Here is an 18902-nt window from a genome sequence, read left to right on the forward strand (position 1 = left end):
TATTTTATAATTTTAAGGCTTGCGACATATTTCGCAGGCCTTATTTTTTGTCAGATGCGTTTACTCGTTTTACTACTATTTGTCTCTTTTGGGGCTTTGGCTCAACAAGCTATTCAGGTGACTGATATGCTGAAAATCAAAACGGTGGGAAAGCCTAGCTTTTCACCAGATGGATTGCGCTATCTATTTACGGTAACCTCCATCGTGGATGATCCCGACGTGAAAGGGGATTATATCTATCAGACACATTTATACGTGGGGGATATGGAAACGAAAAAGAGTCGGCAACTGATTTTTGGAAAACATTCCATTTCTGGAGCTACTTGGAGCCCAGATGGTAAATCGATTTTATTTACACGTGATTTGGGAAATAAGTCGCAGGTATATCGCTTGAGTTTGTCGGGCGGAGAACCTCTGGCATTGACAAATTCGCCTGTGGCGGTTCAAAATCCATCGATTTCGAAACATGATCAACGTTTATATTATCAAACGGCCATATCCTTAAAGGACTTTTATACGGATACCTTGGTCAATCCACGTCGCTTGATTCCTTCCTGGAATTTAGAGATGCCGAACGTGTCCAATGCGGCATTTGTATCTAAGGCTAAGCCTAATCCGAACGGCACCATCGAGGAAGTTCGTGCTTATTTGGCTCAGAATGAAAAGGATAAGAAGGCCAAAGTGATTAACCGATTGCAGTTTCAAGAAGAGATGACTACGTCGGGAGAGATTCAACTATCCGCTATTTATTCCATGCCTTTGCATGAGGGGGCTAAGCCTGTGTTATTGAATAATCCATTACACCGTTGGTCGGACTGGGAGCAAATCAATGAGTCTGAGTTTTTAGTAATTCTTCCAGCTGATTCGTTGACCCATCCCGATAAGGTATTAGAGAGTCAAATGGTTCGTTATGATGCGAAAACAAAAACGTATAAATCCGTATTAATCAAACCCGGCTATCGTTTCTCCAATATATCGATAAGTACTTCGGGTGAACAAGTAGCCTACTTTGAATCCAAGGCTACGGGAGTTTCGAATTCCGTGTTGAAGATATTGACATTGGCAACAGGGCAGATACAGGAAGTGAAAATGGACCGTGTGATTACCCAAATCAAATGGGCAGTCTCTGATGCATGGCTATATTTAACGGTGCAGGATCATGGTGCGGTTACATTGATGGCATATTCAATTCCTCGAGGTGAATTTGAAACATTGACTTCTTCGGCGGATGGTGTCTTGGGTTTTGATCAAGAAGGCGAGGAGTTGATTTATGCCAAAACGTCGATTGACAATCCATCGGAACTTTATCGAATGTTTGATAAAAAAGAGGAGGTTCTTACTGATTTTAATGCGAATTGGTTAAAAGAAAAGTCAATTACCAAAGCGGAGAAGCATACATTCGTGAATAAAATTGGTCAAACGATTGATTATTGGGTAATGAAACCAGCAGGCTATGTACCAGGTAAGAAATATCCGCTGGTTGTCGAGATACATGGTGGGCCAACGGCCATGTGGGGAACGGGTGAGGCGAGTATGTGGCATGAGTTTCAATATTATACCTCCAAAGGCTGGGGTGTCGTGTATTGCAATCCCCGTGGTAGTGGAGGATATGGAACACCTTTTATGGCGAGTAATGTGAAGGATTGGGGAACTGGACCGATGGCGGATGTGATGCAGGCGACCGATTTGGCGATAAAGGAAAGTTGGGCCGATACGACGCGTTTGGCGGTCACAGGAGGTTCATATGCCGGTTATTTGGTTGCTTGGATCGTGGGACATACGAATCGCTTTAAAGTGGCGGCCTCTCAGCGCGGTGTGTATGAATTATCGACATTCTTTGGAGAGGGAAATGCTTGGCGTTTGGTACCAAATTATTTTGGGGGATATCCTTGGGAGAAGGCAACGCGTTCCATTTTGGATCGTGAATCGCCGATGACATATGTTTCGCAAATCAAGACGCCATTAATCATTTTCCATGGTGAGAATGATTTACGGACGGGTGTGATTCAAAGCGAGATGTTGTACAAGAGTTTAAAACAAATGGGCAGAACGGTCGAATACGTTCGTCATCCGGGTGCGTCGCATGAGATTACGCGTGCGGGTAACAACCGCCAGCGGATTGATCAGATGTTGAGGACTTGGGAGTTTTTTGCGAGGTATTTAAATTAGTCGCTTTAAGTTATACTATGTTATTTGTAGAGACGCGATACTTCGCGTCTATTAAATATTAGATATTTATTCCTGATTTTGAATAAATCTATTTGTAGAGACGCGATACTTTGCGTCTAATTCTTTGATTAATTTATTGGTAAAAATAAAGACGCGATACTTTGCGTCTAATTCTTTGATTAATTTATTGGTAAAAATAAAGACGAGATACTTCGCGTCTAATTCTTTGATTAATTTATTGGTAAAAATAAAGACGCGAAGTATCGCGTCTCTACAATTATATGCTTTGTCTAAAGTCTATTGTTTAACTAAAATACCTCCAATCCTCATTCCCCTTCACTTTCAGCAAACACTGATAAATCAATTCAATAACCGCCTCCATGTCGCTTTTAGCGATGGTTTCCACGGTAGTGTGCATGTATTTTAAGGGCAAGGAAATTAAGGCAGATGCCACACCTTCAGTCGCATAGGCGAATGAATCAGTATCCGTTCCTGTTGAGCGAGATACGGCCTGGCGTTGGAAGTCAATTCCTTTTTCTTTGGCTACATCGATGATAAAATCACGGACATTGTTTTGTACCGCTGGGCCATAGCAAATGACAGGGCCCTTTCCGCACGACATATCACCTTGGGTCTTTTTGTTGTACATCGGTGATTGGGTATCATGCGTCACATCGGTGATAAACGCCAAATCGGGTTTTAATCTTCGCACAATCATTTCCGCACCGCGTAACCCGATTTCTTCTTGAACGGAGTTGACGATGTACAAGGTATAGGGTAATTCAATTTTGTTTTCTTTTAGTTTTCGAGCCACTTCGGCGATCATATAGCCACCGATACGGTTATCGAGCGCTCGCCCCACCAAATACTTGTTATTTAGTTCGGTTAGGCCATCTTCAAAGGTTACGACACTTCCCACGTGGATGCCCATTTCTTCCACTTCTTTTTTGTTGGCCGCCCCGCAATCAATGAAGATATCATCGATGGAAGGAGCTTTGTCTTTGGCAAGATCACGAACGTGGATGGCTGGCCAACCGAAAATACCTTTGACTACTTTTTCTTTCGTATGAATATTCGCTCGCATGGAAGGTGCAATGAGTGCATCCGAACCCCCATTGCGGCGAAGGAATAAATAACCATTGTCATCGATGTAGTTCACAAACCAGGAAATTTCATCGGCATGGGCTTCTATGACAACCTTGTATTTTTGACCCGGATTGATTACGCCTACAGCCGTTCCGTATGTATCGATGATTTTTTCATCGATGTAGGGTTTTAGGTAGTCCAACCAAATTTGTTGGCCCGAAGACTCAAAGCCGGTAGGAGAGGCATTGTTTAAATAGGTGTATAAGAATTCGTTGGCTGTGTTCGACATGTTGAATAGTTTTTTAATGCTGCAAATTACAAAACTTTATAGATGAATTTTGTATAAATTCAGTTCAAAATCTAAGGTAAATCTATGGATTAAACGATTAAAATCGTATTTTTGGTCGGTTTTCATGGAAACATGTTTAAAAAAATAGATTGATGAAGAAAATAGCTGTATTTACCTCAGGTGGTGACGCTCCCGGAATGAATGCTTGTATTCGTGCGATCGTGCGCGGTGCGGCATACCATGGAGTAGAAGTTTATGGAATTGTTCGTGGATATAACGGGATGATCAAGGGGGATATTATTCCATTGAATTCGCAGTCGGTGAGTAATATCATCCAACGAGGTGGTACGATTTTAAAATCGGCTCGTTCCAAAGAGTTTATGACCACAGAAGGTCGCCAAAAGGCATATGATAAATTACAAGAGTTCGGAATTGAGGGCTTAGTAGCCATTGGAGGTAATGGAACTTTTACGGGTGCCGAGATTTTTTATAATGAATTTAAAATTCCAACGGTAGGTGCTCCGGGTACGATTGACAATGATTTGTTCGGTACAGACTATACGATTGGGTATGATACGGCGGTGAACACAGCCTTAGATGCGATTGATAAGATTCGTGATACAGCGGATTCTCATGATCGTGTATTTTTTATCGAAGTAATGGGTCGTGATTCAGGTTATATTGCCGTTCAATGCGGTATTGCGGGTGGTGCGGAAGCATTAATGATTCCCGAGAATTTAACGCCGGTAGATGATATCGTTACAATTTTGAATAATGGATTTGCGAAGCAAAAATCATCTTCGATTGTGGTCGTTGCCGAGGGTGATGAGGAAGGGAATGCGCAGATTGTCGCGAAAAAGATTCGTGAGAAGATGGGGAATAAGATTGATATTCGTGTAACTACGTTGGGTCATATTCAGCGTGGAGGTATTCCAACGGCCTATGACCGTATATTGGCGTCTCGTTTGGGATTAGGTGCTTTGGAAGGGCTTTTACGAGGAGAAAAGAATGTGATGGCAGGAGTTATCAACAATCAATTAGTTTATACACCCTTTCATGATACGATTACTAAGAAAAAGCCTGTATCAGAAGATTTAATCCGTATGGTCGAAATTCTTTCTACTTAGGCATAGTCCATGATTTTGTAAATGAGGTAACCACTCATTTCACGGATTAGGATAGCGAGCTTGTTCAGCTCTTTTTCGGAAGGCATCAAGATTTCAAGGATACCCTGTTGGGTGTCCTTTTTTTTGTTATCGACTGCATAAGGAATAACGGGTACGTTTAATTTTTTGAAACAAGCGTTTGCGCGTCGCATATGATACGCGGAGGTAATCAATAGGGCTGGTCCCTGTATTTTCATGGAGTCCAATAATCTTTTGGAATTAATAGCGTTTTCACGCGTATTTTTGGCTCTTGTTTCGGTAATGATTCGGTTTTGAGGTATCCCTAATTGGATCAATAAGCGTTTTACAAGTTCCGTTTCATTGCTATCGTCTATTTTTAAGGAACCGATAGACGTATTTCCCCCTGTGATTAAAATTCTGTCTATTTTTCCTGATTTATAGAGAAGTGCTGCTTGCATGCAACGATCGGAACTTTCTGCCAGATTGATTCGATGGGGGTCTTCTTGCAAAGGTCGGATCATGCCACCACCAAGAACGATGGCTAAAGGATAATGTTCTGTTGGTTTTAGGGAAATTTGAGGCATCTCATAGGCGGAAATCAACTTGTTAACGAAGTAGGCGTTGCTTCCCAAAAGCAGTATTACTAATGCGCTCATTCCTGCTATTCGTTTGGTTTTACTCGATTTAGCTAGAAGACTGATCAGGCTTAATCCTATTAACCAAGTTATTGGTAAAAGTATGAAATCAATAATTTTAGATAGCGTGAAAAACATTGTATTTTTGACGAGTTAAAATTAAAATTAGCCTAATTTTTATGAAAGTCCTTCTACAAATAGTACTTCTTTCTGTTTTGAGTTTTTCTTCGGTCGCACAGAATAGTAAGGCCAAAGGGGTGGTGCCTTATCGTGCTCCTAAGGCAGCGGTTAAAAGTGTGGGCTTTCGTATACAAGGTAAGATTCGTGGATTGGTGAATACCGACGTTTATTTGGCGCATTATTTTGGTTCTAACCAACAAGTTATTAAGGATACTGCTCAAGTGGATGCGAATGGTTCATTTGTTTTTAAAGGGAATGAGTTATTGGATCAAGGTCTTTATTTGGTTACTTTCTTGAATAATAAGTTTTTTGATTTGGTTATCGGAAATACGGATTTTTCTTTCGAAACAGATACCACCGATATTGTTGGGGAAATGAAGATTAGCGGTTCCCCTGAAAACGAGGCTTTTTATGAATTTCAAAAGTCCATGGGACTTATGTATAGAAGGCTACAGGGTACAGTTTCCCCTGATCAGATTCGGTCTCAAATGTTGAAGGAACAATATGTTTGGGTCAATCAGCACAGTAATTTATTTGTCTCAAAGTTAATTAAAGCAAGTTTTGAGCCTGAAATTCCAGCCTATACGAAGCCGGTTAAGAATGCAAAAGATAGTGCCGACTTTTATAAATATCAGTATACTTATTATAAGAAACATTATTTCGATAACATCGATTTGAATGATGAACGCTTTATTCGGACTCCTTTTTTACAAAAGAAAATCGATAAGTATTTCGAAGATTTAGTTGTTCAAGAATCCGATTCTGTTTCAAAGGATGCGGATCGTATATTGGCTGGAATTAAGAATGAGGCCATGCGGAAATATGTGGTTTATAAAATTGCGAGTACCTATGAAAATCATAACGTGGTAGGAACGGATGGCGCTTTTGTACACCTAGCTGAAAAGTATTACCTCGGTGAACCGAAATTATGGGATACAACGACGATTCGGAAGATGAAGGAACGTATCAAAGTAATTAAACCTTTGTTGATTGGAAAGCGAATTCCAGATATGTTTTTGACTGATCCTGTGGGTAAATTATTGACCTTGTCTGCGGTTCAAGCTAATTATACGGTTGTTTTTATCTACGATCCTGAGTGTAGCCATTGTAAGGAAGAGACTCCTAAGTTATTGAAAATGGATACGTTTTTCAAAGAAAAGAACATTGCGGTTTATGCGGCATGTTTGGTTCGGGATAAGAAATTATGGCGTGAATTTATTGAAACCTTTAAAATACAGCATTGGAAGAATGGAATTGATATTCACATTAATGCTAAAACAGGGAAGGAGGAATATTATACTGATTTTTTAAATACCTATGATGCGTATGCAACACCCGTTGTTTATATCGTTGATAAAAACAAAAAGATAATTGGGAAGCGTATTCCGGTCGATAAGATTGAGGATTTTATCAAGTTTTACGAGAGCAAGGCTAAGATTTAGCTTTTACGCGCAATTTGCTCTTCGGCTTCTTACCTTTTTTGAGGTAGCGTTTGTTTTTGATTTTCTGTTTGATACGATATTTCTTTTTGTACTTTAAACGTGTTTTTTGATAAAATTTGGAACTGAATTTGGGGGGTGTTTCTAATTCCAATTGGTGATAAGGAATCAGCATTAATTCATTCTCAAATCCGATAATTTTGATCTTAACCTTTCCGAGTCCTGCACGGTGAATATTTATTTTTTTGGCTGCTGCATAGGTTAAATCAATGATTCGGCCATATTTATAAGGTCCACGATCATTGATGCGAACAACAACTGTTTGCTTCGTAGCAAGATTAGTTACTTCTATCAGCGTGTTAAATGGGTAAATCCGGTGAGCCGCCGTGAATTCTGTTTTTTTTAGAATTTCCCCATTAGCTGTTTTTCGATTATAAAAGTAATTCGAATAAAAGGAGGCTATACCATAACTGTCGTCACCCAATTCTTGGGAAAAGCTTTCAAACAAAGTCAAGATGCTTATTAACAGGAAAATGAGTAGACATTTATACATTTATACTTGACAAACAGGTACTCAAAGTTTAGTTATTATTACGGGAATTAAAAATATTGTTTAAATAATCCTAAATTTTATCAATTTAGGCCTTTAAATTCCTACGAATATTTTTGAGTGAATAAGAATAAATAGTAGATTTACACATTGTCAAACCAAATTATTTTTAACAGTGGAAGAAAGAGATAGAGAAGAATTGTTTTCGAAACGAATCAGAGCGGGTAAAAGAACTTATTTTTTTGATGTTAAATCGACACGTTCTCAAGATTATTACATCACGATTACAGAAAGTCGTCGTCACCAAAAGGAAGATGGGTTTGTCTATGAAAAGCATAAAATGTTCCTGTACAAGGAAGACTTTGATAAATTTGTGGAGGGATTAAATGAAGCCGTGAATCATGTCAAGACGGAATTAATGCCAGATGTTGATTTTACACAATTTAATCGGGACGAGGATGAGTTTGGTGGTACTGATTTAAAATGGGAATAAGATAAATTTATCTATTTTGAAAAAGCCTCTGAGAAATCGGAGGCTTTTTTCATTTTTAGACGTATTTTTGTGACTTATTTAAATGAATATATGGGATTAACTTGTGGAATTGTTGGTTTGCCCAACGTAGGAAAGTCAACTTTATTTAGTGCGATATCATCAAACAAAGCCGAAGCGGCTAATTATCCGTTCTGTACCATTGAACCCAATGTTGGGATTGTAACGGTACCTGATGAGCGTTTAAATGTTTTGGCAGAGTTCGTTAAACCGAATCGTATTTTGCCTACGGTCATCGAATTTACAGATATTGCTGGTTTGGTGAAAGGGGCATCGCAAGGTGCGGGTTTGGGAAATAAGTTTCTTGCCAATATTCGTGAAGTGGATGCCATTATCCATGTGGTACGTTGTTTTGATGATGAAAATATCATTCACGTAGAAGGTCGTGTCAATCCTGTCAGCGATAAGGAAATCATCGACATGGAATTGCAATTGAAAGATCTTGAATCGATTGATAAGAAAATACAAAAATTAGAACGTGCGGCTAAAGCAGGGGATGCTAAAGCAAAACAGGAATTTGCGGCATTACAGCAATTTAAAGCAACGTTAGAGGAAGGTAAATCAGCTCGTACTGTGGTAATGGATCCTGATTTACGGGAAGCAGCTATTGGGGATTTGTGTTTATTAACCGATAAACCGGTTATCTATGTGGCCAATGTCGACGAAGCCTCATTGACAGCCGGAGGTAATCCATTTGTAGATACTTTACGTGCCAATGTAGCGGCGGAAAATGCGGAGGTAATCGTTGTTTGTGCCGCATTAGAAGCTCAAATTTCAGAGATTGAGGATTTAGATGAGCGTCAAATGTTCCTAGAAGAATATGGTTTAACGGAATCCGGATTGAGTAAATTAATCCGAAGTTCATATGCTTTGTTAAATCTAATAACTTATTTCACGGCCGGAGTTCAAGAAGTTCGAGCTTGGACGATTCAGAAAGGCTGGAAGGCTCCACAAGCTGCTGGAGTGATCCATACCGACTTTGAGCGTGGTTTCATTCGTGCAGAAGTAATTAAGTATGCTGATTATCAAACCTACAAAAGTGAGTCAGCTTGTAAGGAAGCAGGTAAATTAGGAGTTGAGGGAAAAGATTATGTCGTTCAAGATGGCGATATCATGCATTTCCGTTTCAACGTTTAAGGAGACGTATTGATTTTTTGAAAGCCCACTAATTCATCATATCGTTTGCCGGGTTTACGGAGGTAAACGAAGATTTCATAGTTGTTTTCAGCTTGTGCATAATTCCCTTCCAGAAAACTGGAGGGGAATTTTGTTTCAAATCGATAGTTATAAATGCCTTGTTTCATCAGAATGCTGGCCTGGTACAAGCCCAATGCTTCATTGTATTGCATTTGATTCTGAGAAGCTTGTTGGTAATTATTAAATGCCCCTGTAACATAGATGGGATCATTCTGCTTAGGTGCCTTTAAACTAAACACGCAATTCACGTAGTCGGCATACAAAGAATTGTAGTTGTTTTCATAGTTCTCAATAACGTAAGCACCATTAAAATCATTGCGTTGGACATATGCGTAATTCCCTTGTGGGATTTCTAGCATGGTATACACGAGCGTTTCTTGTTCTCTTACATCCCAATGGTCTACAAAGTTTAATTTTTGCTGGGTACTTCGTAAGTCGATGACACGGTATTCATTTCCCGCTGCGATGGCTTGTTCGTTCTCATAACTTGGAAAGCTGATACCTTGGGACATCGGTTCTATCATTCCCAAGGGAAGCTTCGGGAGTTGATTTTCGAGTATTTCGTTTTGCTTGACATATACCTTGAAATCCTCGGCCGAATTAATCATGTAATTGCCCGGATATTTCAACTTGATATCTAGGTTATGATGTGTATTTCGCAATGAATTATTTCTTCCAAATCCTACCTGAGATGCCACCGTGAGTTCGTTGTTGTAAACGCAAAAGCGTTGCGTCAACAAGGTGTCTCGTTTCGCACGATTATACACTATGACTAAGTAATTACCGGCTAATTTGACGCGCGGCAGGGCAATTTGATAGTGTCGGTAAGGGACTTTGGTACCCATCGATGCTTGTGAATCACGAACAGGTACATCGTTGAAGTCCTGAAGGAATTCGATGTCGGAAAGGGGAGATGCTGTCCAGTCGGCCTGACAATGCACAACCCGTAGGTATAATCCATTTCGATTGGCTAAGGATAAATCATCAAAGTTTAATTGGCCAATTTGATTCGAAATATCAAATACGGGTTGTGCCTGGATAATCTCCCGAGGAGTCATCTGGCCGATATAAACGGATTTAATGGATGGATTAAAAGATTTATTGCGAAACTGTCCCCATGCGTTCAACGAAATACTCCAAAGAAGAATGAGGCTTATGTAGCGCATATTACCCAATTAATAACTCCCATTCGGTTGTTGTTTCCTCCAATTTGATTTGAACCGCTTGTCGTTTATTCTCCAAATCCTTTAAGATATCGAATTTTGATTCCGATGCGGCATTGGCCATGTCGAATTCAATTTTTTCGATTTCTTGTTCCAATTCCATGATTTGATTTTCCAATTTCTCAATGGCTTTGGCTGAATTGACATTTACCGGCTTGTGTTCAATAGGTGCTAATTCAGGTTTGGGTTTTGTTGTTACCGCTTTGGCTGAAGTACTTTGTACAGGTCTACTCGCCATCCAGGTCTCATACTCATCAAACGTACCCGGGTATTCCTTGATTTCATGATCTTCGATGTACCAAATCTTATTCGCAATGTTCGAAACGAAATAACGGTCGTGAGAAACGACTACATACGTTCCTTCATATTGTTGCAAGGCTTGAATCAAAATATTCACGGATTGCATATCAAGGTGGTTAGTCGGCTCATCGAGTAATAGGAAGTTGGCCTCCGAGATTAATACTTTGGCTAATGCCACCCGCGATTTTTCACCTCCGGATAATACTTTAATTTTCTTAAATACCTCTTCGCCCGAGAATAGGAAGCAACCCAATACACTACGCAATTCCATTTCGGTCTTCGTTGTTCCGGTGGCTTTTAGCTCGTCGATTAATGTATTTTCGACATTCAAACTCTCTAATTGGTGTTGTGCGAAAAAGGATTCAATTACATTGTGCCCCGTCCTTCGTTCGCCACCGATTTCTTCACTACCTGAGATGACACGTAATAACGTGGATTTACCCTTACCATTCGCGCCGATTAAAGCGATTTTATCACCTCGGTTTATCGTGGCAGAGGTGTTTTTTAAGATAACTTTCTCGCCGTAGGCCTTGGAAATGTTTTCCAAGAATAAAATGAATCGACCGGGTTCTGTTCCAAAATTGAATTTGAAATTAACTTTTGCCTTTTCATCAATGACATCGTCAATGATATCGATTTTTTCCAAGGCTTTTACCCGAGATTGTACTTGGCGGGATTTCGAAGCTTTGGCTTTAAATCGCTCAATAAATCGTTCGGTTTGACGGATCTGCGCTTGTTGGTTTTCAAAGGCTCCCTTTTGGATTTCATTCCGTAAGGCTTTTTCTTCCGTGTAATACGAATAGTTACCCGGGTACAAGGTAATCTTTGCGCCTGATACTTCTGCGATGTGATCGATGGTCCGATCTAAGAAATAACGGTCGTGCGATACTACGACAATGGCGCCTTCGTAATCGTGAATATAGTTTTCTACCCATTCAATGGAAGGTAAGTCCAGGTGGTTGGTCGGCTCATCCAATAGGAGTAGCGATGGTTTTTGCAAAAGCAATTTAGCCAACATCACCCGCATCCGCCATCCTCCAGAAAATAGGCGCAAAGGACGAGTCAAGTCATCGGTACTAAATCCGAGACCCTCTAGAATTTCTTCGGTTTTGGACTGAATGGTGTATCCATCCAGACGTTCAAACTCTTCTTGAAGTTTAGCGAGGAGGTCGACATCCTTATCCTCGTAATTGGTCTCCATCTTATGCAAGACCTGGTCAATTTCCTTCTGAAGTTCCAATTGGCGTTCAAAAGCCTGCATGGCAACTTCTAAAATACTATCATCGGTTTGGTAGGATAATAAATCTTGATTCAAGAAACCAATCGTACAATCCCCTGATTTGGAGATATTTCCACCATCGGGTGTATATTCCCCCGAAATTAAACGCAAAAGCGTTGATTTACCTGTACCATTGGCACCAATGAGGCCAATTTTAGCTTTGGGTTTGATGTGAAGATTGGCACCTTCGTAGAGGGCCCGACTACCGAAATAGAAATTTAGATTGGATATTGATAACATGGGTGCAAAGATAATCGTTTATCTCCAATCAATCAGCCTTAATTTCTAAACGATTTCGAGCATCTGGACCACCTAAATAAGGACATGCCACGAGTTCGTGAAAATCGTGATAGGGAATAGCGGTTTTGTGATATCCATAAGCTTTAGCTAAGGTCATTGTCCGATTGTTGTCACCCATGGATAATTCGATGTCATCCATGGTCATTTGACTAGGATGTTCATAGCCACATGCGTGCGTTATTTCAGCGATTTCTTTGACCAAGGTGTAGTGATAACGGTAGAAACGTTCGCTTTTTAGGGTAATATCGATACCCGCTTGCAGCCATTTATTAGACGTAGCAATACCGGTAGGGCAATGATTCGTATGGCATTTTTGGGCCTGTATGCAACCAATTGACATCATGGCTTCACGAGCCACATTAATCGAATCGGCACCCATGGCAAAGGCCATGAGGGCTTTTTCTGGAAATCCTAGTTTACCTGAGGCGATAAAGAAAATTTTATCTGTCAGTTCATGGCGCTGAAAGATTTGATAAATTTTGGCAAAGGCGAAACTGAATGGCATGGATACGTGATCGGCGAATGCATGTGGTGCAGCTCCCGTTCCACCTTCACCTCCATCAATGGTAATAAAATCGGGGCCTTTACCTGTTTTAAGCATATAGGCAGCAAGTTCTTCCCATTGTTCGAGTTTGCCAATTGCTGATTTAATTCCTACCGGTATTCCAGTTTCCTCGGCCATGGCTTCGATAAAATCAACCATTTCGGGTACGGTTTTAAACTGAGAATGAAAAGCAGGAGACATCGCATCTTTTCCCAACGGAATATTCCGAATGTCAGCAATTTCTTGATTGATTTTGGAAGCGGGCAACATTCCACCTTTTCCAGGTTTAGCCCCTTGAGATAGTTTAAGTTCGATCGCACGAAGTTGGGGATTTTCCTCAACTTTCTGTTTCAGTTTTTGCATGGAGAAGGTTCCATCCAGTTCACGAACACCGAAATAAGCGGTTCCGATATTCAAAACCACATCTGCCCCAAACTGGTGATAAGGAGAAAGTGAACCTTCGCCGGTATTGTGGTAACAGCCGGCAATTTTAGCGCCCTTGTTCAATGCTTCCACGGCTTTGGCCGAAAGTGAGCCGTAGCTCATGCCTGAAATATTGATTACAGAATAAGGACGAAAGGGTCGTCTGCGATTATGGTATAAGCCAATGACTTTGGTGGCAGGAATGACCCCGGGATTTTTTTTGCTTAGATGATCAGCCGGTGGGTTGTAGCCCATCATCGCGTTTTTGATAAAAATATAACCAGGTGTATTGAAATCTTGATCGGTTCCAAAACCTTGCAGGTTGTTCTCATTTTTCGAAGAAGCATAAATCCAGGAACGCTCTTGACGATTAAAAGGTAATTCCTCCCGATTGTTTGCCACGATGTACTGCCTTAGTTCAGGTCCAATTTGTTCCAACCAATACCGAATGTGGCCGACGATGGGAAAATTGTGAGTAATTGTATGGCTTTTCTGAATAAACACATCGCGAATGACGACAGCGAGCAGCACTAGAATGATCCAGAACCAAATTGAATTTACGAGATTAGTGATTTCCATTTGTTGATGATTTTAGCGCAAATTTGATGAATTTTTCCCAATTCTTATTTTTATCTTTGTTGTTAAAATTTATTAATGAAGGCAGACTATCAACGCTTATCTGATTTTGTTAGTTCCGTATTTGAGGCAATAGGTTGTCCTGCGGAGGATGCCGCATTGGCAGCTCATGTTCTTGTATCTGCGGATGCTCGAGGAATTGATTCTCATGGGGTTGCGAGATTGGCCGGCTATGTGCGTTTGTATGATCATGGTCGACTAAATCCCAATCCTCAGGTTCGTATTCTTCATGAAAGTCCTTCAACGGCCTTGGTGGATGGTGATCGGGGCTTAGGTCTTGTGGTTGCCCCAAAAGCGATGGAGATCGCTACGCAAAAAGCGGCTGTGGCGGGAAGCGGTTGGGTAGCTGTTCAGAATTCCAATCATTTTGGTATAGCGGGTTATCATGCGATGAAGGCTGTGGAGAAGGATATGATTGGTTGGGCCATGACGCATGCGGCTCCTTTGGTAACACCTACATTTTCACGTGAGAAATTATTGGGAACCAATCCCATTGCCGTTGGTATTCCAGCGTTAGATGAACCTGCTTTTTTGGCTGATTTTGCCTCAACGGCGGTGGCCTATGGTAAGTTGGAGATTTTACAACGAAAAGGTTTGGATACCCCAGCAGGTTGGGTTCAAGATAAAGATGGAAATCCTTGTCAGGATGCGTTTGCGATTAAAAATGGGGGAGCATTATTGCCCTTAGGTGGTGACCGTGCGCATGGCTCTCACAAAGGTTATGCCTTGGGAGCAATTGTCGATATTTTGTCGGGTGTTTTGTCGGGTGCCAATTTTGGTCCATGGGTGCCTCCATTTGCGACGGCTGGATTTATGGCCGCAGGAGAGACCGTTGGGAATGGGACAGGACATTTTCTAGGTGCCATGCGAATTGATGCTTTTCGTCCTGCGGAGGAATTTAAGTCGGATATGGACAAATGGATCAAGCGTTTCCGTAGTGCGGATGCGGTAGATGGGAAGAAAGTGATTATTCCGGGGGATCCGGAACGTGAGTTGGAAGTGATTCGTAAACGAGATGGCATTGATTTACTTGATCCGGTAGTTGCGGATTTACAAGCCTTGGCCTCGCGTTTTTCAATCGGTTTTAAAATAGAATAACATGGTTTCGAATAAAAAAATTAAGATTTTCATATTGGTATTTTCATTGGTTTCGGCCATGTTTTCCTACTACGTATGGCAGGTGTTTAAAACGCCCAATTTTAACGTGAAGGGGGATTCTTTTGCTATTTTAATTCCCAATGGGGCCAATTTTAATCAAGTTTTGGATACCTTACAAAAGCATGATTTGGTCAGAGATCAATTGAGCTTTCGCTTTTTAGCAAAAGTCTTGGGTGTGGCCGAAAAGGTTAAGCCGGGTCGTTATTTGGTGAATCCTGAGTCTGGGAATTGGGAGTTATTGCGAAAAATGCGAAATGGCCGACAAGATGCTTTGCGTATCACAATTAATAATCTACGTTTAAAAGAGGATATAGCGTCAAAATTGGGAAAGGTAATGGCCTTTGATTCGGTTTACATTTACAAGATGTTGGATTCAGCTGAGATAACGCAGCAATACGGATTTACACCGGAAACGGTCCCTTGTTTATTTATTCCGGATACCTATGAAGTTTTGTGGACGTCAACATTTGATGATTTCATGAAAAAGATGTTGAAGGCCAATAAACGTTTTTGGAATTCGAAGCGAGTGAACCAGGCAAAGGCCTTAGGATTAACTCCCGTTCAAGCCGGTATTTTGGCATCGATTGTTTATGGAGAAAGTAAGTATGCAGGTGAGCAAGCTAGAATTGCTGGGGTTTACTGGAATCGATTTAGAACGGGGATGCGATTGCAGGCGGATCCTACCGTCATTTTTGCTTGGAAGGACTTCAGCATAAAAAGAGTTTCGGGTAAATATATGGCAATTAATTCGCCATATAATACCTATAAGAATTTTGGCCTTCCTCCGGGCCCCATCTCTATCCCTCCGGTAGAGGTGTTAGATAAGGTATTGAACCTTGAAAAGCATGCATATATGTATTTCTGCGCGAAAGAAGACTTTTCTGGGACACATAATTTTGCTGTTACGTATGAGGAGCACATGAAGAATGCAGCGAAGTTTCAAGCAGCCTTAGATGCTCGTAAAATTAAGTAATATGTATTCACACGCGGTTAAATATCGAGTTTGTTATGCGGATACGGATCAGATGGGCTATGTCTATTATGGCAATTATGCGCGTTTATATGAGATTGCTCGGGTAGAAACGCTGCGTAGTTTAGGTGTAAGTTATAAGTCACTGGAGGATAATGGAATTGGTTTGCCCGTGGCAGAGCATTATACGAAGTTTATCGCGCCAGGATTGTATGATGATGAGTTGACTGTTTTTTGTCAGGTGGAGAGAATGCCTTCTGCCAAGATTGAATTCGCTTATCAAATTAAGAATGAACAGGGCCATTTAATCAATGAGGGGAAAACTACCCTAGTATTCATAGATTTGGCATCGAAGAAGGTAATTAAGGCTCCCGACTTTATCGTAAACGCTTTGCAGCTATATTATTCGATATGAGAAGAAATTTACTGAATGAAATAAAGCAGATATGGCGTGAGTACGAGGAGCATTATGTCTTAGTTCGTATCATATCTATTTTATACCAAAAGGTATTTCAGTTTGATATTGATGTGCGGGCCGCAGCGGTGGCGTATAACTTTACATTAGCCGTTTTTCCTACGATTCTTTTTTTATTCTCTTTATTGCCCTACTTGCCAATTGATCATTTAGATTTAAAGACGATAAGTTTTATCAAAGCGACTGTTCCGAAAAATCTCCAAAGTGATGTGACGGAACTCATTACAGAGATTATTACCAAAAAGCGGGGAGGGGTTTTGTCTTTTGGTTTTCTTTTTGCCTTGTATGCGAGTACGAGTGGGATTATGGCTTTGATGCGCTCCTTTAACCTTACCTATAAAACAAGTGAGAATCGGGGTTTTATCAAGGAGCGTTTAGTGGCTATCGGTCTTAATGTGTTGTTGACCTTTGTGTTAATTACCTCCTTTTTAGTCTTCATTTTAGGGAATATCGTGGTAAAATACCTCGCTAAAGAAGGTATTCTTGAATATAATTTTACCTTTTATTTAACAAAGGCTTTGACCTATTTTGTGATATTTTCGGTTTTCTTTTTTACCATTTCATTGATTTATTATTACGCACCTGCCATTCATAAACGTTGGAAGTTTTTTAATGCTGGATGTATAACTGCTTCGGTATTGACCATTCTTATCTCCAACTTATTTTCTTATTATTTGGTCAATTTTGCCTCTTATCACAAGGTATATGGATCGATTGGTTCCTTGATTGCACTGATGGTTTGGCTTTATTTTGTGGCTCTGATTTTAATTGTGGGTTTTGAAATAAACGCGAGTATCGATCAAGTAAAAATTGAGGAGTCGGAAGAAGAGCAAAGTGGCTCTGATTTCTTTTTAAATTTCTAAGATGGCAGCTGAAATACGTAAGGTGTATGAACGAAACAACGCACAGGAGTTAATTGATTACGTTGTTCGGGTGTTGGATAAGGGTGGGGTTATCATTTACCCGACGGATACTATGTATGCGATGGGCTGTTCGATTCAGAGCCAACAAGCCGTTAATCGGATTTGCGAGATTAAACAGATTAAGCCTACTAAAAACCGATTCAGTTTTATCTGTGCTGATTTAAGTTCGATTTCTAATTTTGCGAAGGTCAGTGATTTTGCCTTCAAAACCTTGAAGCGTTATTTGCCAGGTCCTTATACATTTGTTTTGCCGGCGAGTTCGAAGGTTCCTTCGGTATTAGTTCAAGGGAAAAAGACGGTAGGTATTCGAATCCCGGATAGTGAAATCGTTTTGGAAATAGTTCGTCAATTAGGACATCCTCTGTTAACAACTACGTTGCTTCAAACGGATTTAGCCGTGGAAGAATATACCGACCCAAGTTTAATCTTTGATCGCTATAAAAACCAAGTTGATTTGGTTTTGGATGGAGGATTTGGTGGCTACTTGCCATCATCGGTTATTGAAATCAATGAGGACGAGTTTGAGGTAATTCGTGAGGGAGCTGGTGCTGTTAGTGATTTCAACTAATTACCACTTTATCAAAATATTTTCGGGTTTCGTGTGTTTCCAGCGTCGATGTGACCAGAGATATTGTTCTGGGTATTGAATGATGGATTTTTCTAATCTTCTTGCGAAGCGTTCGATAATTTCACCTTTGGGAAGCTTATCGTAATCGGGATTCGCTATAGGTTCAAAACTCATAATGTATTTACCGCGTTTTTTGCGAATAAGTTCAACAAATACAACGGGGTAATTGTAGTCTCTCGCAAATCGCTCCATGCCTGTGAAAAAGGCGGTATCCTGATTGAGAAATGTTGTCCAATAGGCAGATTCTGGTTTTTGAGGGGCTTGGTCCGCAGCTAGACAAATACCTCGTGCTATGTGCTTCCGATCACGCGTTGCAACGATGGATTCTCGTTTTTCGAGTAATGTTACTCCTGGGAACCTGCTTCTTACTTGCATCGTGAATTCGTTGAAGGCAGGATTGTTTAATTTTTGGTAGACTACATCATATAAATTATTGGATAAAGCGAGACGATGAATCGCCCATTCCCAGTTTCCTTGATGTCCAGCTACCAAAACAACCGGCGTGCCTTGTTGGAGGTAATCCGAAATGTAATGCTCATTAACCATTTCGACTCGGGCAAGCATTTCCTCTTTCGAAATGGATACGCCGTAAAAAAATTCAACGAGTTGATCCGTCAAGTATCCGTAGAATTGATAGGTTAAGTCTTTGATTTGCTTGTGATTAAGCTTAGGGAACGACCGAGAAATATTGTTAAATATAACCTTCTTGCGGTAAGCAAGGATGAAATAAAAGACCCATTTGACACCTGTGGCCAGTGTGTACAAAATGAAGAGGGGTAGTTTCCCTAAAAACTTATATAAAAACATCATTGCTAATGTGT

At 40.5% G+C, this 18902-nt stretch carries 17 protein-coding genes; 10 read left to right on the top strand and 7 right to left on the bottom strand.

All coding sequences use genetic code 11. The features are described from left to right. The first annotated feature begins 54 nt into the window (after positions 1–54). Complete coding sequence (locus ACMH5P_RS01330) at positions 55–2169, top strand: S9 family peptidase (protein WP_459492516.1); 2115 nt, start codon at positions 55–57, stop codon at positions 2167–2169. A 304-nt stretch (positions 2170–2473) separates the two neighbouring features. Here ACMH5P_RS01330 and ACMH5P_RS01335 read toward each other — a convergent pair whose 3' ends face one another. Continuing rightward, positions 2474–3544 (bottom strand): M42 family metallopeptidase, encoded by a 1071-nt coding sequence (locus tag ACMH5P_RS01335; RefSeq protein WP_459492517.1) that lies wholly within the window; start codon positions 3542–3544, stop codon positions 2474–2476. 152 nt (positions 3545–3696) lie between these two features. On the opposite strand from ACMH5P_RS01335, the gene pfkA reads away from it, so the two are divergent. Further along, positions 3697–4671, top strand: a complete 975-nt coding sequence (gene pfkA, locus ACMH5P_RS01340; protein ID WP_459492518.1) for a 6-phosphofructokinase — start codon at positions 3697–3699, stop codon at positions 4669–4671. On the opposite strand, the gene ACMH5P_RS01345 is transcribed toward pfkA, so the two are convergent. Beyond that, positions 4668–5327, bottom strand: a complete 660-nt coding sequence (locus ACMH5P_RS01345; protein WP_459492519.1) for a YdcF family protein — start codon at positions 5325–5327, stop codon at positions 4668–4670. The two genes, pfkA and ACMH5P_RS01345, sit on opposite strands and share 4 nt — an antisense overlap. 158 nt (positions 5328–5485) lie before the next feature. Between ACMH5P_RS01345 and ACMH5P_RS01350 the strand changes: the two genes are divergently transcribed. Further along, a complete protein-coding gene (locus ACMH5P_RS01350; protein WP_459492520.1) occupies positions 5486–6928 on the top strand; it encodes a DUF4369 domain-containing protein in 1443 nt (480 codons plus the stop codon). On the opposite strand, the gene ACMH5P_RS01355 is transcribed toward ACMH5P_RS01350, so the two are convergent. Further along, positions 6918–7433, bottom strand: coding sequence for a septal ring lytic transglycosylase RlpA family protein (locus ACMH5P_RS01355; protein ID WP_459492521.1), 516 nt, complete (start codon positions 7431–7433; stop codon positions 6918–6920). The two genes, ACMH5P_RS01350 and ACMH5P_RS01355, sit on opposite strands and share 11 nt — an antisense overlap. Positions 7434–7650: 217 nt before the next feature. Between ACMH5P_RS01355 and ACMH5P_RS01360 the strand changes: the two genes are divergently transcribed. After that, positions 7651–7968, top strand: a complete 318-nt coding sequence (locus tag ACMH5P_RS01360) for a DUF3276 family protein (protein ID WP_377976178.1) — start codon at positions 7651–7653, stop codon at positions 7966–7968. A gap of 90 nt (positions 7969–8058) precedes the next feature. Beyond that, complete coding sequence (gene ychF / locus ACMH5P_RS01365; protein WP_459492522.1) at positions 8059–9162, top strand: redox-regulated ATPase YchF; 1104 nt, start codon at positions 8059–8061, stop codon at positions 9160–9162. Here the strand turns inward: ychF and ACMH5P_RS01370 are convergent. From ACMH5P_RS01370 to ACMH5P_RS01380, 3 genes are read right to left on the bottom strand one after another with little or no spacing between them, the layout of a single operon-like run. Next, complete coding sequence (locus ACMH5P_RS01370; RefSeq protein WP_459492523.1) at positions 9159–10388, bottom strand: type IX secretion system plug protein; 1230 nt, start codon at positions 10386–10388, stop codon at positions 9159–9161. The two genes, ychF and ACMH5P_RS01370, sit on opposite strands and share 4 nt — an antisense overlap. Before the next feature lies 1 nt (position 10389). Continuing rightward, positions 10390–12264 (bottom strand): ABC-F family ATP-binding cassette domain-containing protein, encoded by a 1875-nt coding sequence (locus ACMH5P_RS01375; RefSeq protein ID WP_459492524.1) that lies wholly within the window; start codon positions 12262–12264, stop codon positions 10390–10392. A gap of 28 nt (positions 12265–12292) precedes the next feature. After that, positions 12293–13870: an FMN-binding glutamate synthase family protein gene (locus tag ACMH5P_RS01380; protein WP_459492525.1), complete on the bottom strand. Its 1578-nt coding sequence runs from the start codon at positions 13868–13870 to the stop codon at positions 12293–12295. Between the two features lie 75 nt (positions 13871–13945). On the opposite strand from ACMH5P_RS01380, the gene ACMH5P_RS01385 reads away from it, so the two are divergent. Genes ACMH5P_RS01385 through ACMH5P_RS01405 form a run of 5 tightly spaced genes read left to right on the top strand, consistent with a single transcriptional unit; the run spans position 13946 to position 18021 of the window. After that, a complete protein-coding gene (locus tag ACMH5P_RS01385; RefSeq protein WP_459492526.1) occupies positions 13946–15025 on the top strand; it encodes an Ldh family oxidoreductase in 1080 nt (359 codons plus the stop codon). A 1-nt stretch (position 15026) separates the two neighbouring features. After that, positions 15027–16058: an endolytic transglycosylase MltG gene (gene mltG, locus ACMH5P_RS01390; RefSeq protein WP_459492527.1), complete on the top strand. Its 1032-nt coding sequence runs from the start codon at positions 15027–15029 to the stop codon at positions 16056–16058. Position 16059: 1 nt separating this feature from the next. Then, complete coding sequence (locus tag ACMH5P_RS01395; RefSeq protein ID WP_459492528.1) at positions 16060–16470, top strand: acyl-CoA thioesterase; 411 nt, start codon at positions 16060–16062, stop codon at positions 16468–16470. After that, positions 16467–17393, top strand: coding sequence for a YihY/virulence factor BrkB family protein (locus ACMH5P_RS01400; RefSeq protein ID WP_459492529.1), 927 nt, complete (start codon positions 16467–16469; stop codon positions 17391–17393). Before ACMH5P_RS01395 ends, ACMH5P_RS01400 begins: the two co-directional genes overlap by 4 nt. A gap of 1 nt (position 17394) precedes the next feature. Next, a complete protein-coding gene (locus ACMH5P_RS01405) occupies positions 17395–18021 on the top strand; it encodes an L-threonylcarbamoyladenylate synthase (RefSeq protein ID WP_459492530.1) in 627 nt (208 codons plus the stop codon). On the opposite strand, the gene ACMH5P_RS01410 is transcribed toward ACMH5P_RS01405, so the two are convergent. After that, positions 18022–18891 (bottom strand): lysophospholipid acyltransferase family protein, encoded by an 870-nt coding sequence (locus tag ACMH5P_RS01410; protein WP_459492531.1) that lies wholly within the window; start codon positions 18889–18891, stop codon positions 18022–18024. Positions 18892–18902: the final 11 nt, after the last annotated feature.

Source organism: Aquirufa sp. 5-AUSEE-100C1 (assembly GCF_054558655.1).